This is a genomic window from Vibrio sp. YMD68 (assembly GCF_029958905.1).
In the GTDB taxonomy this organism is placed as follows: Bacteria; Pseudomonadota; Gammaproteobacteria; order Enterobacterales; family Vibrionaceae; genus Vibrio.
The window spans coordinates 327,637-339,439 of record NZ_CP124614.1 but is presented as its reverse complement, the minus strand read 5'-3'; the positions used below and the strand labels follow the sequence as shown (position 1 = coordinate 339,439).

Sequence of the window (11,803 nt, the reverse complement as noted above, 5' to 3'; positions counted from 1 at the left end):
TCTATATCGACGCTTTATATAGAATCGGGCAAGTGAGTCACTCCAACACCGTCAGTCGGCCACCAAGGTCATTTACGATTCATGAGAATAGATCAAGGAGGGTGTATGCCTCGTACGGTGAACCCAACAGATTTTGAACCAAAAGATAACAAAATTCCTGATAATGAATATGCTCGAACTCTACCCTGTAATCAGTTAAGCGTTTCAGCACCTTTTCACTGGCTATCACTCGGGCTTCATGATTTTATACGAATGCCTCTCATCAGTATGTTCTACGGCGTCTGTTTTATGGCTGCTGCTATAGGGATTGTATTGCTCGTACAGTGGCAAGGTACGCACCTTGTTGTCATGCCTAGCTTGATTGTGTATATGCTGATTGGGCCTTTCCTTGCTCTCGGGATGTACGATGCCAGTTGGGAAAGAGAAAAAGGCCACCAGCCAAGCCTGATGCACTCTATGAAAGCGATCACTAGAAACTCGACTTCACAGTGGGCGTTTGCCGTTTTGCTCACCGTGGCTATGATTTTTTGGATGCGTGTTGCTGCTTTGATTCATGCTCTCTACCCCGCAGTACAAGGAGCGTCACTAACTGAGTTTGCGCCATTTTTAATTATTGGCTCAATAGCCGGTTTTGTCTTTGCGGTGATCATCTTCAGTATTTCCGCCTTTTCTATCCCATTAATGATGGAGAAACGAGTGGATGTTATGACCGCGGTTTTCTCGAGTTTTAATGCCGTCAAAAGTAATATACCCGCGATGATCGTTTGGGCTCTAGTGATTACGGGTGGGATTCTCATCGGCTTTGCCACTTACGGTATAGGGATGTTTTTCACCATGCCTATTCTAGGGTATGCCACTTGGCATGGTTACCACGAAACCATCAAAAAGAAACATAACATCTAGCCTAGCTGTTGATTGACCTTATTTTCAAAACATGATTTTTAAAATACGGCTTTCATAGCATGACTTACATAATAAAATTTAATGCTATTATCTTAGCCTCAGCTTTCATGCTGGGGCTTTTTATCATCCAAAGCATCATTAACAGAGCTTCATCAACAACACCAATTATGATCGTGCGTTATTTCAAGGAAAGACAGTGGAAGATTTTGAACTTCATTACCGTGCCCAAACCAAGTTAAAATCTTGTGTTGACCTCGCCTCTCAATACTTCCAATGCATATTCAAACTTCCAACACTGAGCTATAAACTCCGTGGTAAAGCAGCAGGAAAAGCCTACCTTCAACTCTGGGAAATCCGTTTAAATCCGGTTCTTTTTGCTGAAAACCCGCAAGCTTTCTTAGATGATGTGATCGCTCATGAAGTTGCTCACCTAATTACATTCCATCAATTTGGCCGCGTTAGACCGCACGGGAAAGAGTGGCAATCGGTGATGACACTGGTATTTGGATTGAATGCCAACACAACTCATAACTTTTCAGTACGCTCCGTTCAAGGAAAAACCTTTGAATATACCTGTGGCTGCACGCAACATTCACTCTCGATCCGACGCCATAACAAGGTAGTCAGGCAGCAAGCCAACTATCGTTGCCAATCTTGCCAGAAAACACTGACCTATTCAGGGCGGTAAGCAAGAGCAGGACATAAAGAAAAAATCAGAGAACTAAACGCACAGAATCGAAGCCAATCAAGAAAATCAAAAGAGACAGCCGGCATACAAACCAATGACGACTTTAATCCCTGTGACACCTTGTTTTTTGCCCTAAAAGCATCCATGTTAGGGTCTAACTCTTTTTCACTTAGGACCTTGCAATGAGAACCCCTCGTATCTACCACCCACATCCGATTCTACAACTGGGTATGCTTGATCTGGATGACGATGCCGCAGGCCACATTGGACGTGTTTTACGAATGAAGACAGGGCAAGGTGTTATCCTATTTGATGGCAGTGGTGCCGAGTTTCCAGCAACCATCCAAGAAGTCACCAAAAAGCGAGTAAGTGTTGAACTGTCTGAACGAGTGGAACACAGCAGTGAATCTCCTTTAGATCTTCATCTTGGTCAGGTTATCTCTCGCGGTGACAAGATGGAGTTTACGATTCAAAAATCGGTCGAGTTAGGGGTTAACACCATCACTCCTCTGATTTCTGAGCGCTGCGGGGTTAAACTCGACGCGAAAAGATTTGAAAAGAAATTAGCTCAATGGCAAAAAATCGCTATCAGCGCTTGTGAGCAGTGTGGACGTAATACGGTTCCTGTTATTCGCCCAATAATGCAACTTGAAGAGTGGTGCAGCGAACCCAGCAAAGCGTTAAAGCTAAACCTTCATCCTCGTGCAAAATATTCAATAAACACCCTTCCAGAACCGATCAATAAGGTGCGCCTGTTGATCGGCCCTGAAGGTGGATTGTCAGCTGAAGAAATCAGCATGACAGAACAATACAAATTTGAAGAGACGCTACTCGGTCCACGAGTTCTTCGTACCGAAACAGCGGCTCTAACCGCAATTACCGCCTTACAAGTTCGTTTTGGCGATCTTGGCTAACTGGAGAATTTCAATGATTAAACTGGGTATTGTGATGGATCCGATCTCATCCATTAACATTAAGAAGGATTCAAGCTTTGCCATGATGCTAGAAGCGCAGCGTCGTGGTTATGAAATCCACTATATGGAAATGAATGATCTACACTTAGATCAAGGTGAAGCGATTGCAGACACAAAAGTCGTCGAACTTAAAGAAGATCCAAACGGTTGGTACGAATTTAAATCAGAACAAACCATCAAGCTATCTGAATTAGACGCGGTACTAATGCGTAAAGATCCACCTTTTGATACTGAATATATCTACGCGACCTATATTTTAGAAAGAGCCGAAGAAAAAGGAACATTGATCGTCAACAAGCCACAAAGCTTACGTGACTGCAATGAAAAGCTCTTTACCGCGTGGTTCCCTGAACTCACACCAACAACCATTGTGACGCGAAAAGCAGAAAAGATTAAACAGTTCCAGCAGCAACACGGCGATATTATTTTAAAACCATTAGATGGCATGGGTGGCGCTTCTATATTCCGAGTGAAAGCCAACGACCCCAATGTGTCAGTCATCATTGAAACGCTGACCAATCACGGTCAAAACTATGCCATGGCGCAGACTTTTGTACCCGATATCAGCAATGGCGATAAACGTATTTTGGTCGTCGATGGTGAGCCAATGCCATTTTGCTTAGCGAGAATCCCGGCAAAAGGAGAAACGCGTGGCAATCTAGCAGCCGGTGGTCGGGGTGAAGCTCGCCCGCTTAGCGAAACCGATAAACAGATCGCACTGGCTGTTGCACCGACACTCAAAGAAAAAGGCCTTATCTTTGTAGGCTTAGACGTTATTGGTGATAAGTTGACGGAAATTAATGTCACAAGCCCAACCTGCATCCGAGAAATTGAAGCTGCATTTGATATATCAATCACAGCGAAATTAATGGACGCAATAGAGCGACGCTTAAAAGCCTGATATTGAGACACCTAATGTTATTTGGGCAGTTTTTCTGCCCACTTCCTGATTGGAGTTGTTATGAATCTAACAAATCACTTCTTAGTTGCGATGCCTGGAATGGAAGACCCCTATTTCAAGGACCGAGTCATCTATCTTTGTGAACATAATCAAGACGGTGCTATGGGATTAGTGATCAATGCGCCGATTGATATTACCGTTGGTAATATGCTGAAAAAAGTCGATGTTGAGTCGACCCAGCCTCAGCTCCGCACAGACAGTTTAGATAAGCCGGTTCTCAATGGCGGTCCCGTTTCTGAAGATCGCGGATTCATCCTCCACCAACCAAAGGATGAATATGAATCCAGCATTCAAATGACCGATCAAATCTCTGTCACCACCTCTAAAGATATCTTAGCGGTATTAGGAACAGAGGCTGAACCAGGCAGCTACGTTATCGCTCTAGGTTACTCAGGTTGGGAAGCTGGGCAGTTAGAAACTGAATTAGCAGAAAACACCTGGCTCACGATTGAGGCCGATCCCGATGTAATCTTTAATACCCCCATCCATGAGCGTTGGCGAAAAGCAGTCCAGATGCTGGGAATAGATGCCGCGCAGCTATCCACACAAGCAGGGCACGCTTAATCTCTCCCGCAGAATCTTTTGAACTCTTAGCCACATCATACGGTTGTTTGCAGATAAAGAAGTGATGGCCAGTTCAATACTGGCTATCTCTATACCGGTTAACGGTTAACGGTTAACGGTTACATTCATTTTGGAATAAGAAATGTCTCGCACAATAATGGCGTTTGACTACGGTACAAAAAGTATTGGTAGTGCAATTGGCCAAGATATTACAGGTACCGCCTCTCCTTTAAAGGCATTTAAAGCAAAAGATGGGATCCCACAGTGGGATGACATTGAAAAACTGATTAAAGAGTGGCAGCCCGATCTCATCATCGTAGGGCTACCCACAGATTTGCACGGAAAGGATTTGGCAACCATTACACCCAGAGCCAAAAAGTTTGCCAATCGCTTGTTTGGCCGATATGGCATTCCCGTTGAACTGCACGATGAACGCCTTTCTACAACAGAAGCTCGATCTGACTTGTTTAATATGGGGGGGTATAAAGCGCTCAGCAAAGGCAATGTGGATTGCCAATCTGCGGTGGTGATTTTAGAGAGTTGGTTTGAGTCTCAGTGGGACGAATAGCTCAGCAATAAAAACTCGGTTAGCAATGGATATTACTTACGCTTCTATTGCTTATCAGAACGTGCTTATCAGAACGTGCTTATTAGATCGCTTAGAAACGTCTTACGTCGCCTAGAAGCTTATTATAGCGCCTAGCACATCGTGAATATAAAAAGCTGACCGAGTCCTACACTTAATCCATATCTATTTTAACGTTCTGCAACGTGCCAGTATCGAAGCTTTCCCCACGCTGAGTTTTCAACATCAATCTCAGATCATTGGCAGAATCAGCGCTGTGGAGTGCATCCTGCTCGCTGATCTTTCCATCAACCACCAACTGGTAGAGAGCTTGATCAAACGTCTGCATTCCGATCTCTTTCGACTTCGCCATCGTTGTTTTTAGTTCATGAAGATCACCACGACGGATAAGATCCGATACTCTTGGGCTATTCAAAAGCACTTCAAACACACCATGACGGCCTTGACCATTTTTGTCACGGATCAGCTGCTGACCAATCACACCTTTTAGATTCATTGAAAGATCAAACAAGAATTGCTCTTTTTGCTCTTTCGGGACCAGGTGTAAAATACGTTCCAGTGCTTGGTTGGCATTATTAGCATGCAGTGTTGCCATGCATAAATGACCCGTTTCGGCAAAGGTCATCGCGTATTCCATGGTTTCTCGACTGCGTATCTCACCGATCAAAATCATGTCAGGAGCTTGGCGCAGCGAGTTTTTCAGCGCAACTTCATAGCTTTCAGTGTCAAGCCCGACCTCACGCTGGGTTACTATGCAGCGTTGGTGCTCATGGACAAACTCGATAGGATCTTCAACGGTAAGAATATGCCCAGTTCGATTCGCGTTGCGGTACCCTGTCATCGCGGCCATCGTGGTTGACTTCCCTGAGCCTGTCGCTCCAACCACCAAAACTAAACCTCGCTTTGCGATTGAAAGGTTTTGCAATACATCGGGCAGTTTCAACTGCTCAAAGGTTGGAATTTGCGTTTCAATACGACGAATTACGGCGCCCGGCAACTCTCGCTGATAAAACGCACTGACTCTAAATCGCCCGATATCTCGCACAATTGCGAAGTTCGCTTCTCGGGTTTGCTTGTATTCTGAAGCGCGCTCTTGATCCATCATTGCGCCCAGCAATTGCTCAACCTCGGCTTCCCCTAACTTGGCACCTTCCGCTCTAAGCTCGCCGTCAACACGAAACAGGATTGGCGCACCAACGGTAATATAAACATCCGAAGCTTTCTGCGTAATCATGCCTTGCAAACACTGATTCAGTTCCATTTACACTTCTCATTTACACTAGATTATTCATTCCAAATACATTGGCTACTTACAATAGAATCCGTTTGTACAAAAGGGGCTGTTTGTAAAAAGTAGAATGCATGACTGCGTTTGTTTCTATCTAAAAGCTCGATGATTCAATTTCGATTTTTTTCGCTACTTCTTGTGGATCAACCAAACCTTTTGCGATCAATTGTTTCGCATTTTGCTCCATGGTTTGCATGCCATGGGCCGCACCGGTTTGAATAATCGAATACATCTGTGCCACTTTGTCTTCTCGAATCAAGTTTCGGATCGCTGGCGTCGCAAGCATCACCTCATGACAGGCGACCCTTCCCCCACCGACTCGTTTCAATAGCTTCTGCGCAATAACCGCCCTCATTGATTCAGAAAGCATCGAACGCACCATGTCTTTATCACTACCAGGAAACACATCGATAATCCGGTCAACAGTTTTCGCCGCCGAGCTGGTGTGAAGCGTACCAAAAACTAAATGCCCCGTTTCAGCCGCTGTTAAGGCGAGACTGATGGTTTCTTGATCTCGAAGCTCACCCACTAAGATCACGTCTGGATCTTCACGCAGTGCCGAACGGAGGGCATTCTTAAAACTATGGGTATCTTTGTGTACTTCTCGTTGATTCACCAAGCACTTGTTGTTCTCATGAACAAATTCAATCGGATCTTCAATGGTTAGAATGTGTTTATTATGATTACGGTTAATGTAATCCACCATCGCCGCTAAGGTTGTTGATTTACCTGAGCCTGTAGGCCCTGTGACGAGCACTAGGCCTTTTTCATAATTTGCTATTTTTTCAAAGATATCGGGAGCTTCAATTTGCTCTAAGGTAGGGATATGCACTGGGATTGTACGAAATACCGCAGAGCTACCACGCGTCTGATTAAACGCATTCACACGAAATCGGCCAACATTCGGCAGTTCAAAAGAAAAATCCACTTCAAGCTTTTCTTCATATTCACTGCGCTGAGCATCGTTCATGATCTCAAAAACAAGTCGATGAACCTCTGCATGGCTAAAAGCAGGAACACCAAGCTTTCTTACTTCACCATCTATCCGTACCATTGGAGGCACCCCTGCAGAAAGGTGTAGATCTGACGCATTATGCTTTACACTAAAATCCAATAACTCTGCAATATCCATTAAATATCCTTAAAAAGTTAGCTATGAGTAGTATTGAACAAAATATTGAACATATCACCTCACAAATAGAAAGCGCACAACAAAAGTGTGGACGACCTCGAGAGTCCGTGCAACTTTTAGCAGTGAGTAAGACTAAGCCTCTTGAAGCCATTCTCGATGCGGCTCAGTGCGGGCAGCGACGGTTTGGTGAAAATTACGTGCAAGAAGGGGTCGATAAAGTGATTCACTTTAATCAATCTCATCCGTCACTCGACCTCGAATGGCATTTTATTGGCCCAATTCAATCCAATAAAACCCGCTTGGTGGCCGAGCATTTTGACTGGGTTCATACCATTGACCGAGCAAAAACAGCACAAAGGCTCAATGATCAACGACCTGACGCTATGGAGCCACTTCAAGTGCTTATTCAGGTCAACACCAGTGGTGAAAAAAGTAAATCTGGGATCAGCGGTGACGAGTTATTTACACTGGCGGAGTTGATTTCTACCCTTCCAAACCTCACGTTAAGAGGAGTGATGTCCATTCCCGCTAATGTGGCTGATTACCAAGCCCAGCGTGCTGAATTTGACAAACTAGCGCTACTAAAGCAACAACTTAGCGAGAAATATAGCGAAATAGATACTCTATCCATGGGGATGAGTGGGGATATGGAAGCGGCGATCCATGCGGGCAGCACGATGGTACGCATCGGCACCGCTATTTTTGGTGCTCGAGACTACGCCAAAAAACCGTAGTCGCTTTGCTTTATGCGTTCTTATCACATGCAAACTGATGACATAAGAACGAGATATATAAAACGAGAGACAAACGATCGAGTAACTTTGCTGGCTCTCGCCATGAGTTTCGATATCGACAACGGTCATTAACATTTAGGTTGAATAGAATGGAACATAAGAAGATTACCTTCATTGGTGCTGGGAACATGACTCGCTCAATTATTGCGGGCCTGGTGGCGAGTGGCTACCCAGCGTCTTTAATCACAGCGACCAATCCAAGTCAGCCTAAACTTGATTATCTCAGTGAGCAGTACGGCATTAACACTCAATCAGACAACACCACAGCCGCAAAAAATGCCGAAGTCATTGTCCTTTCAGTGAAGCCTCAGCTCATGGAAACGGTTGGTAAAGAACTCCAAAGCGTCGACTATAGCGACAAACTGGTCATCTCGATTGCAGCAGGCATTAACTCTGCTCGCCTCAATGAAATGTTTAATACAACATTAAGGCTTGTTCGTGTTATGCCGAACACGCCTTCTTTAGTTGGCCAGGGCATGAGTGGATTATTTGCCGCTGATGAGGTACAAGAACAGGATAAAAAATTTGCCGCTGAACTCATGAGTGCGGTGGGTAAGGTGTGTTGGGTTGGGCAAGAATCGGGCATTAATAGCGTGATTGCAGCAGCGGGCAGCGCACCGGCTTATTTCTTCCTATTTATGGAAGCCATGCAAGCGGAAGCGATAGCTCAAGGTTTTGACCAAGAAACCGCACGGCTATTGGTTCAACAATCAGCGCTAGGTGCGGCAGAAATGGTGGTAGCAAATCCAGAAACTGAGCTAGCAACCTTACGTGAACAGGTGACCTCAAAAGGCGGTACAACAGCCGAAGCATTGAAAACATTTAATCAGCATCAGCTTTCAAGTATTGTTGCTAAAGCCATGCAATCAGCAGTGGCAAGAGCACAAGAGATGGAAAAAGAATTTTAATTTTACCGTTTGTTTAAACGATTTTACTTTTACTAGTGACGATTATTTTTTGTCGTAAGGACCCATTATGAGCTCAATGAGTTTTTTAATTTCAACGCTGTTTGACCTATATATCATGGTTGTCTTGCTGCGTATTTGGCTGCAAATTTCTCGCGCCGATTTCTACAATCCGTTTTCCCAGTTCATCGTTAAAGCGACTCAACCTGTGGTCGCTCCACTGCGCAGAGTGATCCCTTCAATCGGTAGCTTAGACGTTGCAACGGTTTTATTTGCGTACGTTCTTTGTGTACTCAAATTTGTCGCTTTAGTTCTTGTAAGCTCTAGTGGATCATTTGTCTTCAGTGCAGATTTCTTATTCTTAGGCTTATTATCACTGCTTAAAGCCGCCGGAGGCCTACTGTTTTGGGTATTGCTGATTCGCGCTATTTTAAGCTGGGTGAGCCAAGGCCGTAGCCCAATCGAATTTGTATTCCACCAGCTAACAGAGCCAATGCTGGCGCCCATTCGCCGTATCTTGCCTGCGATGGGAGGCTTCGACTTAAGCGTTCTCGTTCTCTTTATTGGCTTGCAGTTTGCTAATTTCTTAATGGGTGATTTAATCGGTCCTATCTGGCATCAGCTATAATAGCCAGCTATCAGCCCAAGTGACGTCAAAGCCATCTCACGATGGCTTTTTATTTACATCAGAAGTAAGGAAACAAGATGAACCGATGGATACTCATAGTAATCAGTGCCATTCTAGCAAGCCCTTCTTGGGCCGGTCAGTTCACAAAGATAAAGGATGTAGAGGTCCACTACTCCGCCTTTAACTCGACGTTTTTAACGAAACAGGTAGCAACCAGTTACAAATTAAAACGTAATGGCTATTCCGCTGTTTTGAATATCAGCGTACTGGATAACTCACTGGTTGGAAAACCCGCCGTCACCGCTAAAGTGTCAGGAACCGCCAGAAACTTACTCGGACAAACTCGCACGTTAACGTTTCGCGAAATCAAAGAAGCCGATGCCATCTATTACTTGGCCGAATTTCCAATCAGCAATGAAGAAAATCTCACCTTCAATCTAGACATTCACGCTGGTAATTCAGGCGCGGGTCCGTTAACGTTCAGCCAAAAATTTTACGTTGAAGAATAACCCCTTCATCCACTCGATTTGAGAACATCATGAAAAAAATAGTATTAGCGACAGGAAACCAAGGCAAAGTCCGTGAGATGGCCGATTTGCTTGCCGACTTTGGCTTTGATGTGGTGGCACAAAGTGAACTCAATGTCTCTGACGTTGCAGAAACAGGCACAACCTTTATTGAAAATGCTATCATCAAGGCTCGCCATGCGGCAAAAGAAACCGGCCTCCCTGCGATTGCTGATGATTCAGGTTTAGAAGTGGATTTTCTTCAAGGCGCTCCGGGTATTTACTCTGCTCGGTATGCTGGTGAAGGAGCAAGCGATCAACAGAATCTAGAAAAATTGCTTGATGCATTGAAAGACGTTCCAGAAGCACAAAGAACCGCTCGTTTTCACTGTGTCCTAGTTCTGATGCGCCATGAAAACGATCCGACTCCCGTGGTTTGCCATGGCAAATGGGAAGGCCATATTCTGACACAAGCAGAGGGCGAAAACGGCTTTGGTTATGACCCTATTTTCTATGTCCCTGAAGAAGGTTGTTCGTCAGCATTGCTTGAATCATCACGAAAAAAGCAGTTATCACATCGTGGTAAAGCTCTAAAAAGCTTATTTGCAACATTAGAAAAGCAGTCATAACGGTCATGCTAATCCCCCCAGCACTCAGTCTATACGTGCACATACCCTGGTGTGTGCAAAAGTGTCCATATTGCGACTTCAATTCTCATGCGCTGAAAGGCAACATCCCTGAAGACGAGTACATCTCAGCCTTGTTAGATGACCTTGATAGCGACATTGAACGCTACCAATTGAATGCAAACCCTCGCCCTATACATTCAATATTTATTGGCGGTGGTACACCCAGCCTGATTTCAGCCAGTGGCATTAAAACCTTGCTCGATGGAATTGAAACGCGAATTCCATTTAAGCACGATATTGAGATCACGATGGAAGCCAACCCGGGTACGGTTGAAGTGGAACGCTTTAAGGGCTATAAGGCCGCTGGAGTGACACGAATATCTATTGGTGTGCAAAGCTTTGAACAAGAGAAGTTGGAACGTCTTGGCCGTATTCATGGCCAGCAAGAAGCGGTGGATGCCGCTAAACTCGCTCATCACATCCAGTTAACTAGCTTCAATCTCGATCTGATGCACGGCTTACCCGATCAAAGCATCGATCAAGCACTATCGGATCTCGATAAGGCGATTGAGCTTAACCCTCCGCACCTATCTTGGTATCAACTCACCATTGAACCGAACACCTTGTTTTACTATAAAACGCCAACACTGCCAGATGACGATGATTTGTGGGATATCTTTGAGCAAGGGCACAAGAAACTCAGTGATGCGGGGTATGTTCAATATGAAATTTCGGGTTACAGCAAACCTGAGTTTCAGTGTCAGCACAACCTGAATTACTGGCGCTTTGGTGACTACTTAGGGATTGGTTGTGGATCTCACGGTAAACTCAGCTTTGCCGATGGACGCATTGTCCGCACGACAAAAATCAAACACCCAAAGGGGTACTTGTCGGCTTATCAAAACCTCACCAAACCTTATCTGTCTGATGAAAACTGTGTAGAGAATGACGATCGCCCATTCGAGTTCTTTATGAACCGTTTTCGATTGATAGAAGCCTGCCCCAAACAAGACTTTATAAATACCACAGGCTTACCACTGAGTGCGATTAACGACACCATTCATTGGGCACTGGATAAGCAGTATCTGACAGAGACGCAAACTCACTGGCAGATAACCCAGAAAGGAAAACTGTTCCTCAATGATCTGCTTGAAGCCTTTATGGTGGAAGAGTCGTAGCGGTCATACGAGAAAGAAAAAGCAGAAGAAAAAAGTGAAAAGATAAGGGGAAAAAGGGGAAGAAAAA

Annotated in this window: 14 protein-coding genes; 12 read left to right on the top strand and 2 right to left on the bottom strand. The window is 44.7% G+C overall.

Going from position 1 to position 11,803, the window contains the following annotated elements:
• Positions 1 to 105: 105 nt before the first annotated feature.
• The 6 genes from QF117_RS07645 (at position 106) to ruvX (ending at position 4,658) form a co-directional block, all read left to right on the top strand.
• Positions 106 to 903 carry a DUF2189 domain-containing protein gene (locus tag QF117_RS07645; protein WP_282388439.1) on the top strand — a complete coding sequence of 266 codons (798 nt, stop codon included), beginning with the start codon at positions 106 to 108 and terminating at the stop codon, positions 901 to 903.
• Positions 904 to 1,099: 196 nt separating this feature from the next.
• On the top strand, positions 1,100 to 1,591 hold the full coding sequence (locus tag QF117_RS07640; protein ID WP_282388438.1) for a SprT family zinc-dependent metalloprotease: 492 nt from the start codon (positions 1,100 to 1,102) through the stop codon (positions 1,589 to 1,591).
• Positions 1,592 to 1,773: 182 nt separating this feature from the next.
• Positions 1,774 to 2,505 (top strand): 16S rRNA (uracil(1498)-N(3))-methyltransferase, encoded by a 732-nt coding sequence (gene rsmE, locus QF117_RS07635; RefSeq protein ID WP_282388437.1) that lies wholly within the window; start codon positions 1,774 to 1,776, stop codon positions 2,503 to 2,505.
• Positions 2,506 to 2,518: 13 nt separating this feature from the next.
• Positions 2,519 to 3,466, top strand: a complete 948-nt coding sequence (gshB, locus tag QF117_RS07630; RefSeq protein ID WP_282388436.1) for a glutathione synthase — start codon at positions 2,519 to 2,521, stop codon at positions 3,464 to 3,466.
• Positions 3,467 to 3,526: 60 nt separating this feature from the next.
• Positions 3,527 to 4,090 (top strand): YqgE/AlgH family protein, encoded by a 564-nt coding sequence (locus tag QF117_RS07625; RefSeq protein WP_282388435.1) that lies wholly within the window; start codon positions 3,527 to 3,529, stop codon positions 4,088 to 4,090.
• 142 nt (positions 4,091 to 4,232) lie between these two features.
• Positions 4,233 to 4,658: a Holliday junction resolvase RuvX gene (gene ruvX / locus QF117_RS07620; RefSeq protein ID WP_282388434.1), complete on the top strand. Its 426-nt coding sequence runs from the start codon at positions 4,233 to 4,235 to the stop codon at positions 4,656 to 4,658.
• A 172-nt stretch (positions 4,659 to 4,830) separates the two neighbouring features.
• Here the strand turns inward: ruvX and QF117_RS07615 are convergent, their stop codons facing one another.
• Complete coding sequence (locus QF117_RS07615) at positions 4,831 to 5,937, bottom strand: PilT/PilU family type 4a pilus ATPase (protein ID WP_282388433.1); 1,107 nt, start codon at positions 5,935 to 5,937, stop codon at positions 4,831 to 4,833.
• A 121-nt stretch (positions 5,938 to 6,058) separates the two neighbouring features.
• Positions 6,059 to 7,096, bottom strand: coding sequence for a type IV pilus twitching motility protein PilT (locus tag QF117_RS07610; protein WP_282388432.1), 1,038 nt, complete (start codon positions 7,094 to 7,096; stop codon positions 6,059 to 6,061).
• Between the two features lie 23 nt (positions 7,097 to 7,119).
• Here QF117_RS07610 and QF117_RS07605 point away from each other — a divergent pair, with 23 nt between their 5' ends.
• The 6 genes from QF117_RS07605 (at position 7,120) to hemW (ending at position 11,736) form a co-directional block, all read left to right on the top strand.
• Positions 7,120 to 7,830 (top strand): YggS family pyridoxal phosphate-dependent enzyme, encoded by a 711-nt coding sequence (locus QF117_RS07605; protein ID WP_282388431.1) that lies wholly within the window; start codon positions 7,120 to 7,122, stop codon positions 7,828 to 7,830.
• A gap of 149 nt (positions 7,831 to 7,979) precedes the next feature.
• Positions 7,980 to 8,798 (top strand): pyrroline-5-carboxylate reductase, encoded by an 819-nt coding sequence (gene proC / locus QF117_RS07600; protein WP_282388430.1) that lies wholly within the window; start codon positions 7,980 to 7,982, stop codon positions 8,796 to 8,798.
• Positions 8,799 to 8,865: 67 nt separating this feature from the next.
• Positions 8,866 to 9,423, top strand: coding sequence for a YggT family protein (locus QF117_RS07595; protein ID WP_017034529.1), 558 nt, complete (start codon positions 8,866 to 8,868; stop codon positions 9,421 to 9,423).
• A 77-nt stretch (positions 9,424 to 9,500) separates the two neighbouring features.
• Positions 9,501 to 9,932, top strand: a complete 432-nt coding sequence (locus QF117_RS07590) for a DUF4426 domain-containing protein (RefSeq protein ID WP_282388429.1) — start codon at positions 9,501 to 9,503, stop codon at positions 9,930 to 9,932.
• A gap of 29 nt (positions 9,933 to 9,961) precedes the next feature.
• Positions 9,962 to 10,558 carry an XTP/dITP diphosphatase gene (locus QF117_RS07585; RefSeq protein ID WP_282388428.1) on the top strand — a complete coding sequence of 199 codons (597 nt, stop codon included), beginning with the start codon at positions 9,962 to 9,964 and terminating at the stop codon, positions 10,556 to 10,558.
• A gap of 5 nt (positions 10,559 to 10,563) precedes the next feature.
• Complete coding sequence (hemW, locus tag QF117_RS07580; RefSeq protein ID WP_282388427.1) at positions 10,564 to 11,736, top strand: radical SAM family heme chaperone HemW; 1,173 nt, start codon at positions 10,564 to 10,566, stop codon at positions 11,734 to 11,736.
• The last annotated feature ends 67 nt before the right edge of the window (positions 11,737 to 11,803 follow it).